Source organism: Microbacterium sp. K41 (assembly GCF_004794395.1).
GTDB classification, from domain to species: Bacteria; Actinomycetota; Actinomycetes; order Actinomycetales; family Microbacteriaceae; genus Microbacterium; species Microbacterium sufflavum.
The window spans coordinates 1-22,839 of sequence record NZ_SSDO01000111.1 but is presented as its reverse complement, the minus strand read 5'-3'; the positions used below and the strand labels follow the sequence as shown (position 1 = coordinate 22,839).

At 70.0% G+C, this 22,839-nt stretch carries 19 protein-coding genes; 6 read left to right on the top strand and 13 right to left on the bottom strand.

Going from position 1 to position 22,839, the window contains the following annotated elements:
• Positions 1–423 precede the first annotated feature (423 nt).
• From DW309_RS19245 to lepB, 4 genes are all read left to right on the top strand, one after another.
• On the top strand, positions 424–1,068 hold the full coding sequence (locus DW309_RS19245; RefSeq protein ID WP_168387145.1) for a hypothetical protein: 645 nt from the start codon (positions 424–426) through the stop codon (positions 1,066–1,068).
• Between the two features lie 151 nt (positions 1,069–1,219).
• A complete protein-coding gene (locus DW309_RS02265; RefSeq protein WP_136028737.1) occupies positions 1,220–2,116 on the top strand; it encodes a helix-turn-helix domain-containing protein in 897 nt (298 codons plus the stop codon).
• Positions 2,117–2,313: 197 nt separating this feature from the next.
• Entirely contained in the window at positions 2,314–2,862 is a 549-nt protein-coding gene (locus tag DW309_RS02260; protein ID WP_136044435.1) for a hypothetical protein, read from the top strand.
• Positions 2,863–3,006: 144 nt separating this feature from the next.
• The gene (gene lepB, locus DW309_RS02255) at positions 3,007–3,687 is read left to right on the top strand and encodes a signal peptidase I (protein WP_136044434.1); all 681 of its coding nucleotides are present in this window, start codon (positions 3,007–3,009) and stop codon (positions 3,685–3,687) included.
• Here lepB and DW309_RS02250 read toward each other — a convergent pair.
• From DW309_RS02250 to DW309_RS02240, 3 genes are all read right to left on the bottom strand, one after another.
• Entirely contained in the window at positions 3,665–4,717 is a 1,053-nt protein-coding gene (locus DW309_RS02250; RefSeq protein ID WP_136044433.1) for an acyltransferase family protein, read from the bottom strand. The two genes, lepB and DW309_RS02250, sit on opposite strands and share 23 nt — an antisense overlap.
• Positions 4,718–4,775: 58 nt before the next feature.
• Entirely contained in the window at positions 4,776–5,603 is an 828-nt protein-coding gene (locus DW309_RS02245) for a PqqD family protein (protein WP_136044432.1), read from the bottom strand.
• A 343-nt stretch (positions 5,604–5,946) separates the two neighbouring features.
• Positions 5,947–6,837, bottom strand: coding sequence for a nucleotidyltransferase family protein (locus DW309_RS02240; RefSeq protein ID WP_136044431.1), 891 nt, complete (start codon positions 6,835–6,837; stop codon positions 5,947–5,949).
• A gap of 331 nt (positions 6,838–7,168) precedes the next feature.
• On the opposite strand from DW309_RS02240, the gene DW309_RS02235 reads away from it, so the two are divergent.
• Entirely contained in the window at positions 7,169–8,869 is a 1,701-nt protein-coding gene (locus DW309_RS02235) for a DUF4012 domain-containing protein (protein ID WP_136044430.1), read from the top strand.
• A 124-nt stretch (positions 8,870–8,993) separates the two neighbouring features.
• The gene (locus DW309_RS02230; protein ID WP_136044429.1) at positions 8,994–10,265 is read left to right on the top strand and encodes a nucleotide sugar dehydrogenase; all 1,272 of its coding nucleotides are present in this window, start codon (positions 8,994–8,996) and stop codon (positions 10,263–10,265) included.
• Between the two features lie 33 nt (positions 10,266–10,298).
• Here DW309_RS02230 and DW309_RS20105 read toward each other — a convergent pair whose 3' ends face one another.
• The 10 genes from DW309_RS20105 to DW309_RS19240 form a co-directional block, all read right to left on the bottom strand.
• Positions 10,299–10,832, bottom strand: a complete 534-nt coding sequence (locus DW309_RS20105; protein WP_136044428.1) for an acyltransferase — start codon at positions 10,830–10,832, stop codon at positions 10,299–10,301.
• Positions 10,833–10,848: 16 nt separating this feature from the next.
• The gene (locus DW309_RS02220; RefSeq protein WP_136044427.1) at positions 10,849–12,108 is read right to left on the bottom strand and encodes a lipopolysaccharide biosynthesis protein; all 1,260 of its coding nucleotides are present in this window, start codon (positions 12,106–12,108) and stop codon (positions 10,849–10,851) included.
• Positions 12,101–13,528, bottom strand: a complete 1,428-nt coding sequence (wzy, locus tag DW309_RS02215) for an O-antigen polysaccharide polymerase Wzy (protein WP_136044426.1) — start codon at positions 13,526–13,528, stop codon at positions 12,101–12,103. The genes DW309_RS02220 and wzy overlap by 8 nt, the downstream gene beginning before the upstream one ends.
• A gap of 1 nt (position 13,529) precedes the next feature.
• Positions 13,530–14,156, bottom strand: coding sequence for an acyltransferase (locus DW309_RS20100; RefSeq protein WP_275089560.1), 627 nt, complete (start codon positions 14,154–14,156; stop codon positions 13,530–13,532).
• Positions 14,146–16,233, bottom strand: a complete 2,088-nt coding sequence (locus DW309_RS02205) for a glycosyltransferase (RefSeq protein WP_275089568.1) — start codon at positions 16,231–16,233, stop codon at positions 14,146–14,148. Before DW309_RS02205 ends, DW309_RS20100 begins: the two co-directional genes overlap by 11 nt.
• Positions 16,234–16,466: 233 nt before the next feature.
• Positions 16,467–17,624 carry a glycosyltransferase gene (locus DW309_RS02200; RefSeq protein ID WP_240753102.1) on the bottom strand — a complete coding sequence of 386 codons (1,158 nt, stop codon included), beginning with the start codon at positions 17,622–17,624 and terminating at the stop codon, positions 16,467–16,469.
• Positions 17,624–18,559, bottom strand: coding sequence for an NAD-dependent epimerase/dehydratase family protein (locus DW309_RS02195; RefSeq protein WP_136044423.1), 936 nt, complete (start codon positions 18,557–18,559; stop codon positions 17,624–17,626). Before DW309_RS02195 ends, DW309_RS02200 begins: the two co-directional genes overlap by 1 nt.
• The gene (locus DW309_RS02190; RefSeq protein WP_136044422.1) at positions 18,556–20,592 is read right to left on the bottom strand and encodes an NAD-dependent epimerase/dehydratase family protein; all 2,037 of its coding nucleotides are present in this window, start codon (positions 20,590–20,592) and stop codon (positions 18,556–18,558) included. Before DW309_RS02190 ends, DW309_RS02195 begins: the two co-directional genes overlap by 4 nt.
• Entirely contained in the window at positions 20,589–22,481 is a 1,893-nt protein-coding gene (locus DW309_RS02185; protein ID WP_240753101.1) for a polysaccharide biosynthesis protein, read from the bottom strand. Before DW309_RS02185 ends, DW309_RS02190 begins: the two co-directional genes overlap by 4 nt.
• Before the next feature lie 88 nt (positions 22,482–22,569).
• The coding region (locus DW309_RS19240; RefSeq protein ID WP_205812592.1) for a hypothetical protein at positions 22,570–22,839 on the bottom strand (270 nt) is incomplete at its 5' end.

Below are 22,839 nucleotides of genomic sequence, written 5' to 3'. Positions count from 1 at the left end.
GTCGTCGCCGCCCTCCCGAACGCGGACGACGGAGTGCAGCGGGCCGTCGGCGTCGGTCAGCGCGTCGCTCCAGGCGGCGCGCACCCGATCCGCGAACACCGGACCCCTGGTCGACGCGTCGATGTCGATGACGGCGCCGATCGCGGCGACCCGGATGCGGTCGGACATGGCGCCAGCCTATCCGTGCACCGCGGCAGCTCCCCGGGGCGGCGGCCGAGCCCGCGGCGCTTTCGCCCACCCCGAGTCGAACGCACAATCCGCGCAGAAAGAACGCGCACAGCGCGCTTTTCCCCGGTGCGCCGCCCGTGCCCGTCCGCCCGCCCCTACCGTCTCTTCCACGGAGGGCTCCTGGGGGATGCAGACGGTTCGTGTCGCCGCTCCGCGACCGCACGTCACGCTTCTGCACCCACGGGAGAGAGCCCCATGATCGACGACGACCGTCCCCCACCCCGACCGTCGCGACGAGCCGTCCTGCATGCCGCCGCGTGGAGCGTCCCGGTGATCGCGCTGGCCGCCGCCGCACCGCTCGCGGCCGCCAGCGCCACCACTTTCAGCCTGGCCTGGACGGGCGCCACCACCTCACTCGTGGCCCTTCCCCTGCTCGACGGCGGCGGCGTCCTCACCAGCCAGAACGTGGTCACGGTGCCCACCCGCTTCACGATCGTGAACGGGCCGAGCCCGATCACCGCCGCCCCGGCGACGATCACGATCGCGATCGGGCGTCCCACCGACCTCACGCTCTCGCTCGGCCGCGCGCGGGGCATCGGCGTCTGGTCCGTCGACGGTGTCAGGACGACGGCGGGCGAACGCACCGCGGTCTACGAGACCGCGCCGATCGTCGGGCAGTCCGGGTTCCCCGCCACCACGTGGACCGGCACGCGCACCGTCACGGTCGCCCCGGACGGCGCCGTGGACCTGTCGGTCGTCGTCGGGCTCGCCGGAGCGTCGACCGGCGTCACGGTGAGCGCGCTCGCGACCTTCCCCGTGACGCTCACGGTCACCATCGGCGGGACCGTCGCGACGGCGACCACCACCATCCCCGTGCCCGTCGGCGCGGGAATTCTCTGATCACCCCTGTACTTCCGCGCGCTCCACTGAATACTTGTTCAAATCGGGCAGTGTCGTCCACCGGCGGTGCGCCCCGAACCCTCGAGCGATCGGGGCGGAGCGAACCTCCGCCCGGATCCCCCCGCGGAACGGAACCTCTGAGGAGGACCTCGTGAACACCAAGGCCGCCCACTCGATCGACGACCGCGAGCTCTCCCTGCACGGGATCCGTCGAGTCGGGGACCACCCCGGTCTCCGCTCGCGCGTGCGCAGCTCGGGAGGGGTGCTGCTGCTCGGAATGGGCGGCGCCACGTCCGAGCTCACCGTCGACACGGTCAGCGCCTACCCCGACCACTCGGTGTTCGCGTTCCTGGAGGCGCAGGCCCTGTGGTCGCGCGTCGACGGCGAGCCCTGGGTGGAGACCGAGAGCGGCCTCGTCATCGCACCGCACGGCATCACCCGGCGGCTCCGTGCGGCCGGGGTCTGGCGCTGCGTCGCGGCACTGGTCCCCCGCTCGGCCATCGCGTCCTTCGTGCCCTCCCTCCCGCCCGACGCGAGCGTGTACCCCGAACGGCGGCTGCTGGATGCGTCGCTGCAACGGTTCATCGCCGGCCTGCTCGACACCGATGCGCACGCGTCGGCCATCGAGCAGTACGCGATCGAGCAGCTGGTGATGGAGATGAGCGGCGCCCTCGTGCTCGACCGCGTGGGCGGTGTCACCGGGCAGGGCACGCCCCACGAGGTCCTGCGCGAGCGGGCGATCGCGGTGATCGCCCAGCAGTGCGGCGACCCGTCGCTCAACCCGGCCAGGGTGGCGCGCGAGGTGCAGTCGTCGCTGCGCCAGCTGCAGCTGGTGTTCTCCGAGGTGAGCAACAGCGTGGCGGGCGAGATCCGGCGACAGCGGGCCCGCCTGGCGCACTCCCTGCTGATGGACAGCCGCTATGACGTGCTGAGCATCGACCAGATCGCGCAGCGCGCCGGCTTCCAGTCGCCGATGAGCCTGCGCCGCGCCCTCGACGAGTCCTACTCCGCAACCCCGCGCGCGCTCCGCTCGGCCCGCCGCGCCTAGCCCGCGCGCCCCTCCCAGAGCACACTCCGCGCAGGTTCGGCGCACCCCGCGCGTCTTTCGCGGGAAGCCCCGGAACGCCCTTCCCCGCCGCCCTAGCTTGAGGTCCACGGAGGGGCTCCTGGGGGATGCAGACAACGTGTCGCCTCTTCACGACACCGCGGGAAACCGCATCTGCATCTACGAGGGAGGACACTCACGTGACCGAGGAAATCCAGAAGAACAAGGGCATCTCGCGCCGCACGGTCGTCAAGGGCGCGGCCTGGTCGGTCCCCGTCATCGCGGCCGCGGTGGCGACGCCGCTGGCCGCCGCATCGCTCACCGACAGCGACCTGGTCCCCGCGCTTAGCGGGCCGATCACGCTCAGCCTGGGCGTAGGACCCCTGGCCGTCGCGAGCATCGCCACGGTCAACACGCTCACGATCACCAACGACGGCCCGGCCGCCTCCCCCGCCGGCGCCACGACCACCATCCAGTACACGCCGTCGCTGCTGACCCTGAACATCGGCCCGGTCGCCGGTGTCACCGTCGCCGGCACCGACGGCAACTACACCCTCACGCTCCCGTCGATCCCGGCGGGCGGCAACGTGGTGATCAACCTGGGCACGACGCTCGACTCGCTGCTGAACCTGAGCATCGTGACCGGGCTGCTCGGCGGACCGCAGCAGACGATGACGGCCACCGTCGCGGGCGACGACGTGACCGGCAACAACACGACCACCTCGAACGTGGGCATCACGCTCCTCTGACGAGCCGGCCACGAGGGGTGCGGTGCCGACACCGCACCCCTCGTGCGTGCCGCGGGTCAGCGCGTGCGTCGCAGCGGCTTGCGGCGCCCGGTCACGTGCGGTCTGACATTATGAAGAGGCCCCGCCCGCGCGACCGGAGAAGCGATGACGACGACTGAGCCCGCCCGGCCGCGCCGGCGGTTCGTGCGCAGTGTATGGTTCCATGTCGCCCTCGCGCTCAGCCTCGCGCTGCTGATTGTGGCGTTCGTCGGACAACCGTCGTCGAACTCGATGACCCCCACGCTCGAGCCCGGGGACCGGCTCATCGTGAACCGCCTGGCGTACCTGGCCGCGGACCCGGCACCGGGTGACATCGCGGTGTTCCGTCCGGGCGACGGGTGGGAGCGGCCGGACGCGTCGGGCGACGCGGTGCGCGGCGCCCTGGACAAGATCGGGGAGGTCACGGGCATCCGACCCTACGTACTCGTCAAGCGCGTGATCGCCGGCCCCGGGCAGACCGTGGAATGCTGCGACGCCGGTGGGGCCGTGGTGGTCGACGGAGCGCCGATCGCCGAGCCGTACGTGGCGCACGACCTGCCGTTCGTCTCCGGCGAACTCGACTGCGACTCCGTCCCCGTGTCGACGCGCTGCTTCCCCGCCGTGACGGTTCCCGCCGGGTCCTATCTGATGCTCGGCGACAACCGGGCGAACTCCGCCGATTCCGTGGCCCCCTGCCGCGGGAACGTCGAGGCCGACGAGGACTGCGTGCGATGGATGACCCGGGACGAGGTCACCGGCAAGGCAGGACCGATCCTCTGGCCGATCACCCGGTGGGGCGGGCCCTGAGCCCGCGTTTGCGCCGCAAGGGCTTCGGCCGTGCGGTGATCCTCCCCATTACCCACTCCACCGGCCCCGTCCCTACGAAACGCCACCACAGCCATCCGAGCACGATCACCCCGGGAACGATCACCAGCCACCCCACCCAGAGGTCCTCGACCGGGCGACCGTACGCGGTGTTCCACAGCGCGATGAGCCCGACGTGCAGCAGGTACAGCGATAGCGCTACCTGACCGCAGGCGACCAGGGGGACGAACACTCTGCTCCAGAACCGCTCCGCACCCGGTCGTCGCACTGTCACGGCGAGGACGACGCAGACGTAGACGACAAGCACGAGGCCCAGGTCCTTCATCGTGTCGAGGTACTCCCCCGATCGCACGTCACCCAGTCGTTGCGCGACGCCCCAGACCGCGTAGGAGACCGCGCCCGAGGCCGCCAAGACCCCCAGCAGGAGGTCTCGCCGCAGCCCGTGCCGGATGAGGAGTGCCCCGAGAAGGAACATCGGCAACAGGTTCACCACCCGGTACTGCGGCCCGAGGAACAGCCACGTCATCAGCTCGCGAACCGGCGTCGGCGCCGTATACACCCATGTCCAGGTCTGAGCCGCGGCGAGCAGGGGCTGACTGACGACAAACATGACCGCGGCGACCGCGATCACGACGGACGTGCGAGCGAGGAGGATCGGCGCCCCGAGAATCAGCAGGAGTCCGAGGTACGCGAGAATGACCGCCACCCACGACCCCCACGAGGCCATCCACACGCCCAGCACCACAAGGAACAGCCCGCGAAGCAGTTGCTGAAGCAGCGTGATGCCGACGCGCCCACTCGCCTGCCACATGAGCTGCGCTGACATGCCCATCACCACAGCGAACAGAGGGGACGCCAGCTCGCTGAACATGGCGGTGAGGAAGCGGGCGCTCCGCGGCATCTCGGGCAGAAACGGCGCCGCGTGAGCGATGAGCATGGCGACGATCGCGATCCCGCGCAGCACATCGGGGACGACCAGCCGCCGCGACCGCGGTGCGAGTTCGTGAGCCATCACTCGACAGTATTCTGCCGGGCGCCGTGTGCGCGACGGCGAGGCGGAGCGGGCCACCTCATGTCGGCCGAAGCAGGCCTTCGTTCCGGAGCTGTTCGAGCAGGCCACGAACGTCGGCGGCGATGCTGTCCGCCGCGACTCCGAAGAGACGCGCACACTCGTCGACCAGGTCGCGCTCGGTGAGAGAGGACCGCTCCGCGAGGATCGTCCAGATCCAATGCGCTGACCCGTCCAGCGCGAGAAGGCGCGAGGGTCCTGCCGCGAGGTCCAGCACGGTCGTGCGCTCATCCTCGGCCACCCAGGCCGCCGTGGCGCGCACCGACCAGGACGGCTCCTCACGCAGCAGACCCTCTGCGTGCAGCGTCGTCATCGCCTCGGCGTGCGACACGCCCGCCTGGCGCCCTGCCGTCAGCCGTCCGACCCGCATGAGGAGCTCGCCGAGCGGTGCGCCGTCAGCGGCATGCCACACGGCCGACTCCGTGCGATCGAGGATCCGGAGATGCGCGCCGCCGAGATGCGCGCTCAGCACTGCGGTGCGCCCCTCGGGCAGAGCAAGCGCATCGAGGAACGGACCCCGGAATATTCCGCCGACTCGGACCGAAGCGGTGGCGATCACCGCCGTTTCGACCTCGGGGGCGACACGGATCGGTCCGCCAGGCGCAGCGACGTCGAAGACAGCGTCCAGGACGTCGTCCACCGATACGGCCGCGCTCCACCGCACGACCACCGGGTGGCCGACGGCGTCCAGCAGCGCGGCAATCGTGCGCAGCGGCGTCCGTAGCGCCGTGAGGGCCTCGCTGCGCTCCACGAGCATCGCCAGCGCCCGCTCTTTGCTCCACGTCTGCGGGTCCCGGACGGTGGGATCCTCGTCGGGCACGAGCAGCACGACGCGGACGAGCCGCAACGCGCCCGCTGTCAAGGAGGCGGGGGTCTCCCCCGCGGCGTCGGCCGACTCGACGGTGGATGAGGTGAATACCCCGCCCTGGCCGTCGATCGAGAGCACGTCGCCGCCTAGGCGCATATACCGTGACGGTTCCGATGGCATTGACGGAGGACGACCGGCGTTCTCGACGGGGACGAGCACGGCGACGCGGCCCTCCCGGTCGGCGACGCCCGTGGCCCGGAGCCGCCACATGGCACCGACAGCAGGATCGACGGGCACCGGCTTGGTCATGGCGCCAGCCTAGCGAGCAGACCCCTCCCGGCCGTCGTGCGCCGCAGGATCCCGCTCACTCGTCGCGACGGCTCGCACGCGCGATCCGCAATCCGCGTCGCCACCGCTCGATCTGATAGGCCCAGTGCTCCCGCACGGTCGGCAGCGTGTCCTCCCGGCGACGCGGCATCGAGGCGCGGGGAATCCACACCGCGTCAACGATGCCGCGGATGCGGCCGCTGCGCAGCGCCGCGCGGAACTCCCGTCCCCAGACCAGCGCCGACTTGCTCATCACGTCGCGCTGGTTGTCCCTCCAGACGGCCTTCTCCTCCACGGTCGCGTCATCGTCTCCCACCCACCCGAGCGATGTGAGCACCGGAGCGAGCGTCCACTGTGCACGGCCGACTCGCGCGATCTCGACGAACTCGCGCTGCGTAGCGGGCCCGAAGCGTTCGCGCAGAGCAGTGGTCAGCACGTCGAGGTCGCCAGGGCTGCGCGGGTCGTCGGGGGCGCGGAGCGCGTGCAGCGCGACGAACACCGCCATTCCCGCCGTCGAGGGAACGACGATCTCCCGCTCCGCTATCACTGCGATCTGGCGCGTCTGCCACAGCCGGTCGAAGACCTCCTGCGGAGAGCCGAACAGCCCGGGAAAGTAGTGATGGACGTCGATCGCGCACGGCCAGTCGTCGTGCGTGAACGTCTTCGAGTGGATCGTCATGATGCGCGGCGGCTCGCGGTACAGCGCAGGATGCCATCCGCGCGCGACCAGGTCCTCGCAGAAGCGCGCGAAGTCCTCCGGTGCCACCAGCACGTCCGCGTCGGCCGAGAGGCGCGGAGCCCGCAACCCCTGCGCCACGGCCACCGGACCCTTGATCACGAGCGCTCGTATGCCGCCGCGCTCGGCGACGTCCGCGACCAGAGCATGTGCCAGGGCGACAGCCGCAACGTGGGACACCCGCACCGTCATGGCCGACGCCTTCTCCGAGGTGGGCGCGCAGTTCGCCCGCAGGCTGACATGCGCTCGACAGGGGCCATGAACACGACCTTCTCACATCCCTGCGTTCGGACCCCATCATTCGTCACACCGAACGTTCGAACGAGGATGATTCAATGGACGCATGGTTGATGCCCCCCGCCCGACAAGTCGACAAGAAGCCCGCAGACTCCGGGCGGCGGCATCGACAGGCACCACGACCGTCCCTCAATCCGGGGAGCCCCTGGCCGCGGATGAGCCGGAGGAACAGGCCGCCCCGCCTCGTCGCCCGCGTCGTCGCCGCTGGATCTGGCTCGTCGTCATCATGCTGCTGCTCGCCGTCCTCATCGGAGGCGCCTTCGTCGCCAAGAACCTGTACGACCGCGCGATGTCGGTCCGGGGTCACCTGGAGCAGGCCATGACCGAGGTCGCCGCCGTGCAACGCGCGATCCTCTCGGGTGATGCCGACGCTGCGGCGCGAGCCAGCTCCGAACTCTCCGTGCAAACCCGGGCCGCCGTCGCCGAGTCGGGAGGCCGCGCGTGGGGCCTCGCCGAAGGCGTGCCGTTCGTCGGAGACAACTTCCGCGCCGTGCGCATCGTCGCTGAGACGACCGCCGGGCTCGCCACCGACGTCGTCGCTCCGGCGAGTGCCGTGAACCTCGACGCTTTCCGTCCGGTGGGCGGGCGCATCGACCTGGCTGCGGTCGCCGCGCTTGCGCCGCTCCTCGACACCATCGACCAGGGCCTGGCCGACTCCGTCTCCTCGCTCAGCCGGATCGACAGCGCCGGGCTTCTGCCCGAAGTCCAGGACGGCGTACAGCGCCTCTCCGACGCCGTTGATCGCATTCAGCCCCTGATCGCACCGGCACGCGATATCGTCTCGATCCTTCCGAACGCGCTCGGTGGGAGCGGACCGCGCGACTACCTGCTCATGTTCCAGGGCAACTCCGAGGCGCGCAGCCTCGGTGGCAACCCGGCGGTGTTTCTGACCGTCCGCACCGACGGAGGAGCGATCGCCGTCAGCGGCGAGGCGCAGAGCCGCGACTTCCTGCAGAACCGCCGCGCGCCGATCGTGCCCCTGTCCGACGATGAGGTCGCCCTTTACGGCGACAACATCGGCCGCTTCACGCCCGACCTCACCATGGTCCCCGACTATCCGGAGGCGGTCCGCATCGCGGAAGGCTGGTGGTCCGAGTATTTCGACGAAGATTTCGACGCGGTCATCTCTCTGGATCCCGTCGCGCTCTCGTACCTACTGGATGCGACCGGTCCGGTGGCGCTGCCCGATGGCCAGTCGCTCACGGCCGACAATGCCGTGCCGCTGCTGCTCAACGAGGTCTACTTCCAGTACGACCCGGACGAGCAGAACGTGTTCTTCGGGGCGGCCGCGGCCGGCATCTTCAGCAAGATCACCGCGGGACAGTTCGCCCCGGACCGGTTCGTCACCGCCCTCGACCACGCCGCGAGCGAGGGACGCCTGCTCTACTGGTCGCGTGACCCCCAGGAGACCACGCTGATCTCCGGCTCGCGGATGGCGGGCGTGCTGCCCGCCGACACCGACGACACCAGCGTCGTGGGTGTGTTCGTCAACGACAACACCGGGTCGAAGAAGTCCTATTACCTCGACATGACCATCCAGACGTGCCGCACACCAGAGGCCGTCGGCGGTGACGTCACCTTGACGTCGAGCCTGACGGCGGAGGAGGCCGCGCGTCTGCCCGGCCACATCGTCGGGGTGAACTACCCGGCGGGGGAGATCAGCTCCTATGTCGTGATCTACGGACCGCAGGGCTCCAGCCTGCAATCGCTCACGCTCGACGGACAACCCGTCGACGCCGTGAGCACGGGCGAGCACCTCGGCCGCCCCGCCTACAAGGTCGAGATCCTGCACGACTTCACTGCGAGCCATGTGCTGAGCTTCTCGTTCGCCGCCGCCGGCGCTCCCGGCGCCTCGGTCGACGTCTGGCACACCCCCATGACGCGGGAGACGCCCGTCTCCACCGCCGAGGGGTGCGCGAACGGCTGACCGGTGGTGGTCCTCCCGGGCGGAGGGATATGCCAAGCTGGTTGTTGCTCCGCGGTGTGACTGACGTTCCGTCTCCGGCCGGGGCGTCGCCGAGACATCCCCATCGAGCAACAGGAACCAGTACATGAGCAGAGATTCTCGTCCCGTCGTTGTCGTCGGTCAGGGCTACGTCGGGCTGCCGCTCGCGATGCGCGCCGTCGAGGTCGGCTACACCGTCATCGGCGTCGACCTGGACCGGTCTCGCGTGTCGGCCCTCGCCGCCGGGACCTCCTATGTCGAGGACATCCCGGACGCACAGCTCCAGGCGGCGCTGGACTCGGGGCGCTACAGCGTGGCTTCCGACTACGACGGCATCGACGGGTTCGGCGTGGCCGTGATCACCGTTCCGACACCGCTGCGCGAGACGCTCCCCGATCTCTCCTTCATCGAGAGCGCCGGCGCGTCGCTCGCCGCGCACGTCTCGACCGGCGCGACCATCATCCTCGAGTCGACCACGTACCCCGGGACGACCGAAGAACTCCTGGTCCCGATCCTCGAGTCCGGTTCGGGACTGACGGCCGGCACGGACTTCTTCGTCGGCTACAGCCCGGAGCGCATCGACCCGGGCAACCAGGTGTACTCCTTCGTCAACACCCCCAAGGTCGTCTCCGGCATCGACGCCGGGTCTCGGGAGAAGGTCGACGCGTTCTACTCGTCGCTGGTCGACCGCACCGTCCCGGTGTCGACGCCCAAGGAGGCCGAGCTCACCAAGCTGCTGGAGAACACCTTCCGGCACGTGAACATCGCGCTCGTGAACGAGCTCGCCATCTTCGCCAATCAGCTCGGCGTCAACGTCTGGGAGGCCATCGACGCGGCGGCCACCAAGCCGTTCGGCTTCATGAAGTTCACCCCCGGCCCGGGTGTCGGCGGGCACTGCCTGCCGGTGGACCCGAGCTACCTGTCGTGGCAGGTGCGCCGCACCCTCGGTCAGAGCTTCCGCTTCGTCGAGCTCGCCAACGACCTCAACGAGCACCAGCCCGACTACGTCGTGCAGCGCGCGATCGAGCTGCTCAACAACGACAAGAAGGCGCTCAACGGCGCCCGCGTGCTGCTTCTCGGAATCGCCTACAAGAAGAACTCCGGCGACAGCCGCGAGTCGCCGTCGATCCGGATCATCGAACTGCTCAACAGGTTCGGCGCCGACCTGGCCGCCGTCGACCCGCACGTCTCGGAGGCGAACTGGCCGGCGAACGTGGCCCGCGAGGAGTTCAGCGAGCAGCTCCTCACGGAGCAGGATGTGGTGATCGTCATCACCGACCACGACGCCTTCGACTACGACGTCGTCGCCCACTCGGGTGCCCGCGTGCTCGACACGCGCAACCGCGTGCCGCGCGCCGAGAACGTCTCGCTGCTGTGAGCGGGGGCGGCTCCGGCCGCCTCCCGCGCCGCGCTACCTCGGTCGGTCCAGGCCGAAGTGCGCGACCAGCGTGCGGCGCTTCTCGCCCGGGTCCATTCCCTTGACCCGGATGCCCGCGGCGACCGCCGCCGCCTCGTACTCCTCGAGCGTGCGGATGACGCGGGCCGGGACACCGCCGATGACGACCCCGTCGCCGAAGGACCGGGTCACCATGCTGCCGGCGGCGACCACCACGTCATCGCCGAGCGTCACCCCGGGGAGAATGGTCGCGCGCAGCCCGATGAACACGTTGTTGCCGATCGAGATCGGGGCGAGCACGTCGAGATCGGGATGACGGTCCCGCAGCACCCACACCCCGCCGTCGTGGGTGACGAAGCGGACGTCCCCCGTGACGGTGACGTGGTCGCCGATCGAGATCAGATACGGCTCCGACCCGAAGGTGCTCGCCGACACCCCGAGGAACCGGCACCGCTCCCCCACGGAGACGCCCATCGCCCGAGCCGCACCGATCGGGTCGCGACGGAACCGCCACCACCGCGCCGTTGACCTCCACAGTCTTCTCAGCATCCGCGATCCTTCCTTCTCACGTCGTGCTCCGGTCGTCCGATGCGGGCGTGCGCAGCGTGTCCCGGTACCGGAACACCTGAACGAAACTCACCAGTGACATCGCCGCGTACGCGCAGACGCTCGCCCAGGCGCCGCCGAAGGCCCCGAGACCGGGGATCAGGACGACACCGAGCCCCACCAGCGTGACGGCGCCGACGATGCCGGGGAGGCTGGCGGACCAGGTCGCACCGCACGCCACGACGACACGGGAGAAGACGATGAACGGCACCAGCAGCAGCTGCGCGAGCAGGAGCACCCGGAGCACACCGGCCGCCTCCGCGAAATCGGGCCCGAAGAGTATCGCGATCACCAGATCCGCCAGCAGCCAGCCGACGACGACGAGCACGGCGAGAGCGGCCATCAGGCCGAACACGCGGCGGAGGATCCCGCGGAAGGAGATGGTCCGCGCCGCCGCGTCGTGCATCACCACCTGGCTGAGCGCCGTCGCCGGCATCGTGAGCACCGAGGCGGGTGTCGTGGCGACGGCGTAGATGCCTGCCGCGCCTGCCGAGCCGAGGGCGCCGATCAGTGCCGTGTCGGCCCGGTAGGCGATCGCCTGACCCAGGTTCAGTCCGAGCAGCTTCGGGCCCAGGCGGAGCAGATGCCCGCGGGCCCCCGGCTGCGCGACGCCGCCGAAGGAGTGCCGCAGGGTGACGATGCCGATGCCGATCTGGGCGAGCATGGATACGAAGTAGCAGAGCACCACTCCGCCGAGCCCCGCCCCGGCGAGCGCAGCCACCACGAGAGCCGCCATGCAGACCGCCGTGCCAAGCGCGTTGGTGGCTGCCGACTTTGACATCAGTCCAGAGGCATTCATCAGATCGAGCAGCTGGTTGGACCAGAAGTAGGCGGCGCCGTATGCGAGGAAGCCGAAGAACACCACCGGTTCGGCGAATGTCGTATCGACGAGCACGCTCAGCCCCCACACCACCAGCAGCAACAGCAGCACGTGGAACAGGAACAGGAATGCGCTGACCTGCAGGTACTGCTTCGCGCTGATCTCACCCCGCGGCAACAGGCGGCGGATGGCGACGTTGGTACCCCAGGTGCCGACCAAGACCACGAGCCCAGCCACCGAGACGAAGATGCCGAGGACACCACGCAGGTCGACACCGAGCAGACGGGCCGTGATAACGCCGACCACGGTAGCCAGCGCGACGTTCCCGAACGACCACAGCGTCGTCCGGCCCGCCCGGCTGACGACGCCCGAACTGATGAGCCGGAGGACCCTACGCACGCGCAGCGGTCCGGGGTCGGGAAAGGGAGAAGCGCCGCGTTGCGTAGACCAGCAGCACGAGAATGACCCCCACCGCGACGCTGGGCAGCACCGGCACGAAGGAGTTACGGATGTGGTTGTACAGCGGCACCGCGATCACCACGTAGAGCGCCAAGGAGAGCGGTGACGGCCGGCCGAGCGAGAATCCGGCGAAGAGCAGGCCGCTCAGCGCGAGGACCAGGACCACACCGCCGGTGCCGAAGTTGTGGAAGGCCTCTCCGATGATCGAGCCGCCGATGTTCCCCGCCCGCGTGGAGATCTCGATGTTGAACAGCCGGAAGTCCGTCAGCGCCGACGGTCGCTCCGTCATGAACAGTTGCTCGGCAAGACGTGCCACCGACACGGTGTAGGTGTCGCCGCCGCGGAAGGGTTCCCCGCCGAAGTCATGCCAGTTGACGACGGTCGTCACGACACGGAGCGTCTGCCCCAGCTCCGACAGAGCGGCCAATGGCGTGGCATCGGCCAGGCTGAACCCCGTCTCGCCCAGGCCCGCCTGACGGATCTCCTTCGCGGCGTTGATGAGAGTGAGCAGGAGCAGTCCACCGACGGCGACCAGACCGAAGTTGGGCATCTTGCGGCGTGTGGCCATAACCGAGACCGCGACCGCCAGCGGGAACAAAACCTCACCACGGAGACCGAGGAAGAAGCCGAAAACACCGAAGATCGCGAAGAGTACGAGTGCGGTCTTCTGCATGACGCCGAGTGGCGTCAACGCGGCGAGTCCGAGTCCGACCGCGATGAGCGGATACGTGAGGTGGATGTCGGTGGCCTGCGTCGCCGCCAGGAAGCTCTGGTACGACCCGGTGATCCCGGCGATGCCAACGGTCGAGGTGGCCATCCAGAACCAGGCGAGGACGCCGAGGATTAGCACGAGTGCGCCCAGCCGGGAGAACCGGATCGCCAAGCTGCCGTCGTCGGTGCGTTCGGTACGCACCCGGTCGCGGTGCACTCCCACCCGCAGCAGCGCAGCGGCCGTGTAAGCGGCCATCCCGATCGTCGTGAGCTGGAGCGCCCTGGCCCCGGCCGCTCCGGTGTACCAGACGTAGTCCGCGGCCCTCGGCAACTCCGGGTCCACCCCGGTGAGCATGTGCGCGATGAGGCTGATGTGGAAGATCGCGACCACGAGCAGAAACAGAGAGGCGGGCGACCAGAAACCGGTGGCCGTGCACCGGCTCAGGCAGTAGAACGCGAACGCGAACACCAGAAGAGACTCGACCGCCATCACGATGCGCTCTGGATCCGTCGCCTCCGCCTGCACGAGGAGCACGATGAGGATCGCCCCCCAGACGAACAGGTAGCGTAGCGCGCGGGCGCGGTCGGCGTGACCGACCTCCGGCGCCACCACCGCCACGGTCTTGGTCTCTCGCGCTCCGGCAGCCATATCAGATCTCACGGATCACCCGTGCAGGGACCCCGGCGACGATGGAGCCAGCCGCGACATCGCGGGTCACGACGGCCCCCGCGGCCACGATCGAGCGCTCGCCGATGGTGACACCCGCCATGATGCGCGCGCCGGCCCCGATCCAGACGTCGCGCGCGATGCGGGTGGGCGCGGCGACCAGCGGCTGGTCACGGATCGCAAGTCCCTCTTCGCTCCAGGTGTGCGTGGTGGAAAGGATGGTCGTGTGGTGCGCGATGGACACATCGTCTCCGATGGAGATGCCGCCGGTCGCATCGAGGTAGCACTTGGGATGGATGCTGATCCGAGAGCCGAGGCGGAGGCCCTCGACGCCGAGCAGGTCGCAATGGCGGTGGACGTCGACGAGCTCACCGCATGACCCGGCCACGCTGCGCAGCGCGACGAATCTGACGAGCCGGGCGACCTTTCCGTCCGAACCGGAGCGGAAGTCGATCAGACGCCGCCGTGTGCCACGCGGCAACGCCTCCACCAGGCGACTCAGCACGCGGATCGCCGGCAGGGCGCGGCGGTACAGGTCCCGCCCGCGCGTGCCCTCCCGCGTCGCGGAAGTCGCGAGCCCGGTGTCCTCGACGGCGTCTTCACGCGTCACGATGACCTGACCATCCCTTCAGAAAGCTGCTCATGACCGACGCGCCCGAGTGCTCGTGCCAGATCTTCTGGAACACCGTCTGCTGCTCGGCGATCGCGGCGGGTACCTTGGCTCGATCGTCGAGGAACGACCGCAGCCGATCAGCGACCGCCGCTCCGTCGTCGGGGACGAACCGAAACCGCGGATCGAGAACCTCGATGATGCCACCCACACTCGCCCCCACCGCGAGAACGCCGACGGACATCGCTTCGAGAAGTACCTTCGGCATCCCCTCGGTCCGCGAGGGCATCACGAGGATATCGTGAGTCGCGATGAGTCTGGCCACGTCGGCGGTGCTCCCCGCGCGGGGGATGAACGCAACCGGCAGACCGACCCGCTCCGCGTGCGCCTTCAGTGTCTCGTGCAACGCGCCCTGCCCCACCAGGGTGAGTGTCACATCGCGGCCCTCGCGACGTAGCGCCGCGATCGCGTCGATGAGGAGGTCGTGGCCCTTGTAGTTCTGCTGTTGGCTGCCGACGGCGATCACAGAGACGGGCCCACCCGCGAGGAATGCGGTGTAATCCTTCTTCTCGATGTCAAAGACGGCTTGTTCCAGCCGCAGGTTGGTCCGCGCCAGCACGTCCGCACCCGGGGATGCCGGGTACTTCGCCTGCAGTGTGCGCAGGGTGACGTAGACCACCGCCGTCGCCTTGCGCACCGCGGCGGCCGTCGACCGGCGCACCAGCTTCGCCAGCACCGGTCCGACCGGACGCGGCACGATGGCGGTCAGAACGTCCTCCGGATCGCCGATGAGGCGGATGAGCAACTCGGCGTCGCGGGCCTTGGTACGGCGAGCAACGTGGGAGACCAGCTGGTTCGGTGCCCAGAGTCCGTAGGCGTAGCGGTCGTCGACGATGGCGGCGTCGATCGCCCGATTGATTCGCCGGGCGCGAAGGAAGTAGGAGCGCCAGCCGTCGTAGTACGGCAGCGGGAACACGCTGATGCGTTCGTCGTCCAGGAGGTATCCCTCGTCGTCGATGACCGACTCGTCCACGCGGGTGTAGATCTCCACGCGGTCGAACGCCTCGAGGAATGGCGCCCATTCCTCGTTCGACATCAGCGGTGTGAGGGCCCGGTAGGCACCGGAGGTATCCCGGTGCAGCTTGACGAGGCTGAAGAAGCGAAGGACGCGGGGAAACGGTCGGGCGCCGGGGACCCGCCACAGCGCGCGATGCGCGTCCGCTGCGGCAGCGAGCTGGAACGGGCTGGCGGCGAACGAGGCGGCGATCGCGTCGCGGTCCGCGGGGGCGTCGAGGAGACTCTGCACCCACCTGTCATCGAGTTCGTCGAGCGACAGCGTGTGCACGCCCGTCACCTGCGTGGAGATCCAGCGCACGCCCGGCAGATCGGTCGCCACGACCGGGGTGCCGCAGGCCAGCGACTCGAGCACCACGCCGGGAAGCCCCTCACGGATCGACGTGACCAGGAGCACGTCGGCGGCTCCGAGTTCCTCGGCCACCTGATCTGTCTCGCCGACGACGACGATGCGAGACCCGGAGGCTGTGACGTGTGCCAATGCGGCGACCCGGTCGGCCTCCGCCATCTCGGCGGGACTCATGCGCCCGATCAGCCGGAGCGTGGTGCGCCGAGCGCGTGCCAGCTCCGCCCAGATGGCGAGCGTCCGCATTCGGTTCTTGGCTGACTCGGCGCGGGCGATGCTCGCGACGACGAGGGTGTCGGAGTCCTCCGCACGGACGAGACGCCCACGACCGGCGCGCTCACGAAGAGCGGCGGCGTCCAGACCGTTCGGCACCACCCGCGCACGCGTGCGCCACTTCCCGCGGACCAGACCAGAGCCGGCGAGCGCGGAGGGGCTGACGCCGACGATATCGGTCGCGAGCAGACGCGCAAGCACGCGGGACGCTCCGAGCAACGCACGCTTCAGCGGAGTGGAGCGACCACCGACGGCATCGCTCCGGCAGTGCACGATGCGCACGCGCGCGCCGCCCGCCCAGGCCGCGAGAAGGAGGGGGCCGGACGCGCTGCCCAGGTGGGAGTGCACCGCGCCGACGTTTTCACGTCGCACCAGGAGCGCCATGCGCGCGAGGCCTCCTGGGCCGCGCACTCGGAGCCGGTGCACGTCGTGCCCTTCGCTCTTGAGCGTCTCGTCGAGCGCCCCGGCCCGGCCGGAGGCCGCCAGGAACTGCGAGCGGAGACCGGTCGCACGGACGACGTCGATCGTGCGCAGCTCCGCGCCACCTCGGTCGAGTGCGGAGAAGACGTGGAGCACCGCGCGGGCCGGCGAGGCGTGCGGATTCCTGCGGACAGCGTTCACGCGTTCCTCCCCGAGGCGAGGGCCTGCAACCGTGCCTCATATCGCCCCTGCACGGTGGTGCGCTCGTAGTTCTCGCGGATGAACGCGGCCCCGGCCGCCCCGAGGGCCTCGGCGCGGGCGGGATCGACGACGAGCGCGGTGAGGTGGCGTGCCAACGCGCGATGGTCCCCCGCCGCTGAGAGCAGGCCCGTCACGCCGTCGCGGATCGGATCGACCATCCCCGTGACGCGAGTGCCGACGACAGGCACACCCATCGCGGACGCTTCGGCCGCGGCGTTGCAGAAGCCCTCGCGCAGCGACGGGATGCACGCGATGTCGAACAGAGCGATGTAAGGCGCGGGGTCGGCGACGTGGTCGACGACGGTGACATGAAGCCCTCGGTCCCGGGCGTCGCGGATCCATCGCTCGGCCTCGTCGTCGTCGTAGCCACCGATCAGCAACAGCTCGACCGCCGTGCCGTGAGCCTGCATTTCCTCGACGGCCAGCAGGAGTGTGTCGATGCCCTTGTCACGCGTCAGACGCCCGACGAACCCGACGACGGGTATCGCCGGCCGCAGGTCCAGCGACGCGGCGAGTGCTGCCCTCGCGTCAGCGTCGAAGCGCTCGACCGCGAACTGTGTGAGATCGATGCCGTTCGAGCTGCCGCCGCCGACCACGGCGATGTCGCGCCGCCCGTTGAGCTTCAGCGACAGGGCCTCGGCACGCAGACTTCCGCTGACGGCGACCACGTCGGTCGCCATCGCCATCGCCGTGCGCTCGCTCAGCCGCAGGACCGTCCGCAAGACGCCACGTGTCGTGTGCAACCGCAGGCCACGGAGCAAGTACTGCCGCACGGGCACGCGACGCATCCGTGCCGCGACCAGACCGAGCAGGCTGGCCTTGGGCGTGCCGAGCGAGACGACGGTCGGACGCACGCGGCGCAGCAGGCGCAGCCAGGCGAACAGCGCGGTTGCGTCCGCGATCGGCGAGGGCGCGCGCCGCATCGGGATCACGTGCACCGTGACGCCCTCGAGCGTGCTCAGCGCCGACAGTCGCGGTCCTCCCGACGAGACGATGTGCACATCCCAGCCGCGCGAGACGAGAAACTCCGGAAACCCCCTGAGCAGCGTGAGCGAGACGTCGACGGTCGTCGCCAGGACGATGGTGTGTCGCATCACGCTTCGGCGGTCCGGCGGAACCAGTCGACTGTCGACTCGATCCCCTCCTTCAGCGGCGTCGGTGCCACGTCGGGGAAGTACTCCCGCAGGCGCACGCCATCGGACTGCGAAGCGCGGACGTCGCCCGCGCGGGAACCGACATGCTCGCGGGCGATCGGCCCACCGACCACGTCCTCGATCACGTCGAGGAGCTCCAGCAGCGTGGTGCGCGTGCCGAACGCGAGATTGACCGGATCGGGCAGGTTGAGCCGACGATCGATCGCCGACCACAGCGTCTGGCAGACGGAGTCGACGTGGGTGAAGTCGCGCGATTGCTGACCGTCGCCGTGCACCACGGCCGGCTGGCCCGAGAGCGCCGCGTCCACGAAGCGCGGGATCACGGCAGCGTAGGCGTGATCGGCGGGCTGGTAGGGACCGTAGACGTTGAAGAAGCGGAACGCGAGCGTAGGCAGCCCGTACGAGTGGGTGTACGCCAGCACGTACGCCTCCGCGCCGAGCTTGGTGACGGCGTACGGACTCATCGGCCGCGTCCAGTCGAACTCCGACTTCGGCAGGGCGGTGTTCGCGCCGTAGACGGAGCTCGACGAGGCGAAGGTGACGTACGCGTCGCGGCTGCGAGCGGCCTCGAGCAGATTGAGGGTGCCGGTGAGGTTGGCGCTGTGGCTGCCGACCGGATTGTCCACCGAGCGCGGGACGCTGCCCAGAGCACCGAGATGCGCGATGGCGGTCACCCCGTCGACGGCCGCGTCGACGGCCGCGGGATCGCTCAGCGTGCCTTCCACGAACTGCGCGCGGACGCCCTCCAGGTTGCTCATTCGGCCGGTGCTGAGGTCGTCGAAAATGCGGACCTCGGTCTCGGGCGACACCCGGTTGATGTGGCGTGCGAGGTTGGAGCCGATGAATCCGGCGCCACCCGTGATCAGCACAGTCATACGTTCTCTTTCCGTCGGGGGTGGGTCAGGTCGAGGGGAGCCGCGGGCCGGTCCTCGCGGAGGAGCCGGCGCAGCCGCTCGGAGTCCGCGGGGAAGTCCGCGGCGAAGGCGGAGTCCTGCGCCTGGCCGAACCACATGAGGGCCACACGACGTTCGATGCCGGCAACCTCGGGCACGATCCTGCCGATGAGGCGGGCGGAGCGAAGGACGACGGTGCACAGCCACGCGGGCAGTCGGCGGGGTTCCGCGCCCCGGGCCTCGCGGAGCACGTCGGCGGTGGACAGCCCCTCCCATGGCTGCAGCATGATCGGCCCCACCGTGCGATCGCTCGACGCCACTCGCACGACGAAGTCGACGAGTCCGTCGATACTGCTGACCACGGTGGGCTGGGCCCCGTCACCCGCGACGCTCGCCAGCGATGAACGGGCGACGCGCTTGAAGGACTCGGTCGTAGGCCGCCCCGTTCCCTGCACGCTGGTGGCGCGGATCACCACGGCATCGGCGCCGTGGGTGCGGGGCACGCGGAAGAACGCCCGCTCGCCGAGGGCCTTCGACCGGGAGTACGGAGAGAAGGGCTGGGCGTCGATGCTCTCGTCGAGGACGGGGCGATGGCCCTGCACCGCGGCGGAACTCAGATGCACGACGCGCGCGACGGCGGCGTCGTCGGCCGCCTGGAGGACGACGGCGGGCAGCAGCGCGTTCGCGCCGTAGAGCTCGCTGGTCGGCGGCGCGCCCGGCGTGGCCAGTCCGGCGGCATTGACCACGACGTCGACGCCGGCGAACTGCTCGGCCAGCTCACCGCGTGCCGCATGGTGCGCCGCATTCTCCGCGATGGCGTCGGGAGAGCCGATGCTCACGGAGAGGGACAGGCGCGGGGTGCGGATCGCACGCACCTGCAGTCCCTCCGCACGCAGCCGGTCCACGACGGCGCTCCCAACGAAGCCGGTCGCCCCGGTGACCGCCCACACGCGGGGATCGTGCGCGGGCCGCGGCGGCGTCGGAAGCGGCTCGGCGACGGGCTCGAGGTCCAGCGACATCGGGGGCGGAACACGATGGCCACGCAGACGCGGCAGGGCGATGTACAGCGCACCGATTCCGACCAGCAAGAGCCAGGCCGCCCACGCGGGGATCCAGCCGGCGAGCGAGCCGACACCGACGGCACTCGTGAGCACCGTGAAGGCCCCAACGACGGTCGTCGTCGCCGCATGACCCCAACCGGTGTCGGTGAGCCGCTGGTACAGGTGCGAGCGGTGCGACTGCAGCACGGCCTCGCCGCGTGCCGCACGCCGCAGGAGCGTGAAGAGTGTGTCGGTCAGGTAGATGGCGAGGGGGGCGATCACCGCGACCGGGGGAACGCCGGCCCACAGGGTGGCCACGGCGATCGCGCAAACGACCGCGCCGAGGAGGTAGCTGCCCACGTCGCCGAGGAACAACCCTGGCTTCGTGATGTTCCAGGGCAGGAAGCCGAGGAAGGCGGCTGCCACGACGAGTCCCAGCACGGAGGCCCAGGGAAGTCCGGCGAGAACCCCGACCACCGCGTACGCACCCCCGATGAGCGCGGCGTGCACGCCGGAGATGCCGTTGATGCCGTCCATGAAGTTGGCAATGTTGATGAACGCCGCCACAGCAATGGCCCCGACAACCGCCAGCCACCACGGTTGAGAGAAGACGACAGCGAGCGGCACACTGATCGCGGCTCCGGTGAGGAGCTGGCCGAGCGCGCGAACCGGGACTCGGAGTCCGCGTACATCTTCGATGAGGCCCAACACCCCGGCGAGCAGCGCGCCGATGATGACCGCGAGCACTATGGCGACGGGGAACTCCGCGGGAACCGCAAGGGCGACGATCGTGCCGCCGCAGACGCCGAGGAAGGGGGCGATACCGCCGCCACGGAGGGTGACCCTGGTGTGCGACGACCGATCGGTGGGCGCGTCGAGCACGGAGTAGCGGCGCAGCAATGGTCGGAGCGCGACGACGGACAGAAGGCTGATGACGAAAGAGACCGCCGCCGCGCCCCAGATGGCAGGGCTCATTCTCGGCCGGACCTGTCAGGGCCGTGGGCGAGGTCTGCGGCCACGGGCTCGATCGTCACGGTGTCGTTGTTGCGGGGGCTGGAGAACATCCGCCGCATCCACCCTTCCTTGTCGAGCCGCTCGGGCGTGATGGTGTCGACGCGCGTGTGCGACACCTTGGGGTGGAAGGGGCGCTCGAGGTTCTCGCGCGAACCCACCAGCTCCTCGTGCAGCTTCTCGCCGGGACGCAGCCCCGTGAACACGATCTCGATGTTCTTGCCCGACATCGCGATCATGCGCTTGGCGACCTCGAGGATCGACACCGGCTCCCCCATGTCGAGGATCAGCACCTCGCCCGCCCGGCCGATGCCGCCCGCCTGCACGACCAGCTGGCACGCCTCGGGGATCGTCATGAAGTACCGCGTGGCCTGCGGGTGCGTGACCGTGATCGGCCGCCCCTCGGCGATCAGGCGCTGGAACGTGGGCAGCATCGACCCGCGGCTGCCGATCACGTTGCCGAACCGCACCGACAGGTACCGCATGCCGGTGTCCTCCCCCGCCCAGGCGGTGAGCTTCTCGGCCACGCGCTTGGAGTGCCCCAGCACGCTCGTGGGGTTGGCGGCCTTGTCGGTGGAGATGTTGATGAACGTCGAGACGCCGACCCGGCGGGACGCATTGATCACGTTGAGCGTGCCGAGGACGTTGGTCTTCCACGCCTCGTCCGGGTACTGCTCCAGCATCGGCAGGTGCTTGAGCGCCGCGGCGTGGAACACCACCTCCGGCTCCCGCTCCAGGAAGATGCGGTCGAGCGTGTCTGTATCGCGGATGTCGGCCAGCACCACGTCGTTGGTGTCGAGCAGGCCGTGCCCCGCGGTGCCGAGCTGCGCCACCTGCAGTCCGGTCTCGTCGCGGTCGACCATGATGAGCTCGCGCGGCCCGTACTTGGCGATCTGGCGGCACAGCTCGGAGCCGATCGAACCGCCCGCCCCGGTCACCAACACGCGCCGCCCGGTGATGTACCCGGCGATCAGCTCCACGTTGGTGTCGACGGGGTGCCGGCCGATGAGGTCTTCGATGCTGATGTCGCGCACGTCGGTGAGAGCCTTCTCGCCCGAGGTCATCATCTCCAGCGTCGGCGTCACGGCCACGCGCAGGCCCGCCGCCTCGGCCCGGTCCGCGAGCGTGCGCAGCAGGGTGCTGTCGGCGCGGGCGATCGCGATCACGGCGAGCTTGGCGCCGGTGCGCTGCGCCGCGTCGGCGAGCTCGCGCGTGGTGCCGACGACCGCGACGCCCCGCAGCCGCAGATTGCGCTTGTCGGAGTCGTCGTCGAGCAGCCCGACGGGGCGGATCGGGGAGTTCGGGTCGGTGGTCATGTTGGCGAGCAGCTTGTCGCCGATGAAGCCGGCGCCGATGATGAGCGCGGGTTCGGCGTCGGCGCCCGGCTTGCGGGAGCGCTCGATCACCAGGCGCGCGGCGTAGCGCACCCCGAACATCAGCAGCAGGACGAACGGGAACGCGAGCATGAGGGTGCCGCGCGGGATGCCGACCAGGGGGCCGACCGGGATGAGGACCACCGAGAGCAGCAGCGCCTCGATCACGACGATCAGCGCGAGCGTCCTGACCTCGTCGAAGGATCCGTAGGTGAAGCGTCCACGGTAGAGGGCCGTGGCGTACCCGACCGCGATCTGGATGGCTCCGGCCACGAGCGCCAGCACGACGGCGGCGATCCAGGAGTCCGCATCCATCTGCAGCTCGAACCGCAGGGCGATCGCGATGACGACGCCGAAGCTCCACGTCAGACCGTCGACGATCGCGGCCAACCGCCGTCGTCGGCGCTGCGTGACGGATCCGACCGCCAGGATCGGGATCTCGCTGGCGGACGCGCCAGGCTCCCCGGCCTTCTTGCTCACGAGTGTGTCGCCCCCTCCGAACTTTCTTCACTCCCCTGGAGATATGGTCTCACAGGCAACGAGCAGGTCCGTGCGTTAGTGCCGTCGTTCAGCCGACGGGGTCGTCGGTACCGCCTCCCGGCGGCGTGTCTCCGCCCGTCCCCGGATCGGTCGGGGGCGGAGCAGTGGAGCCGTCCGACGGCTGATCCTGCTGCCCGTCGGACTGCCCGCCCTGACGGCGCTGCGTGTCGGCGCGCTCCTGCTCGATCTCGGCGCGGAACTGGTCGTCGAGCAGCGCGGCGAACGCGTCGCGGTACGCCACGAGCGCGGCCTGCCCGCCGGGCGTCCACGGGTCGGACGCGGCGACCTGCGCGGCGGC

What these genes read in the sequence shown, in the direction of transcription:
- DW309_RS02195 (WP_136044423.1), bottom strand. Translation starts at nt 18,559, where the DNA reads ATGACTGTGCTGATCACGGGTGGCGCCGGATTCATCGGCTCCAACCTC.
- wzy (WP_136044426.1), bottom strand. Translation starts at nt 13,528, where the DNA reads ATGGCTGCCGGAGCGCGAGAGACCAAGACCGTGGCGGTGGTGGCGCCG.
- DW309_RS02235 (WP_136044430.1), top strand. Translation starts at nt 7,169, where the DNA reads ATGCTGCTGCTCGCCGTCCTCATCGGAGGCGCCTTCGTCGCCAAGAAC.
- DW309_RS20105 (WP_136044428.1), bottom strand. Translation starts at nt 10,832, where the DNA reads ATGCTGAGAAGACTGTGGAGGTCAACGGCGCGGTGGTGGCGGTTCCGT.
- DW309_RS02240 (WP_136044431.1), bottom strand. Translation starts at nt 6,837, where the DNA reads ATGACGGTGCGGGTGTCCCACGTTGCGGCTGTCGCCCTGGCACATGCT.
- lepB (WP_136044434.1), top strand. Translation starts at nt 3,007, where the DNA reads ATGACGACGACTGAGCCCGCCCGGCCGCGCCGGCGGTTCGTGCGCAGT.
- DW309_RS02200 (WP_240753102.1), bottom strand. Translation starts at nt 17,624, where the DNA reads ATGCGACACACCATCGTCCTGGCGACGACCGTCGACGTCTCGCTCACG.
- DW309_RS02205 (WP_275089568.1), bottom strand. Translation starts at nt 16,233, where the DNA reads ATGGCGCTCCTGGTGCGACGTGAAAACGTCGGCGCGGTGCACTCCCAC.
- DW309_RS02250 (WP_136044433.1), bottom strand. Translation starts at nt 4,717, where the DNA reads ATGGCTCACGAACTCGCACCGCGGTCGCGGCGGCTGGTCGTCCCCGAT.
- DW309_RS19245 (WP_168387145.1), top strand. Translation starts at nt 424, where the DNA reads ATGATCGACGACGACCGTCCCCCACCCCGACCGTCGCGACGAGCCGTC.
- DW309_RS02190 (WP_136044422.1), bottom strand. Translation starts at nt 20,592, where the DNA reads ATGAGCCCTGCCATCTGGGGCGCGGCGGCGGTCTCTTTCGTCATCAGC.
- DW309_RS02230 (WP_136044429.1), top strand. Translation starts at nt 8,994, where the DNA reads ATGAGCAGAGATTCTCGTCCCGTCGTTGTCGTCGGTCAGGGCTACGTC.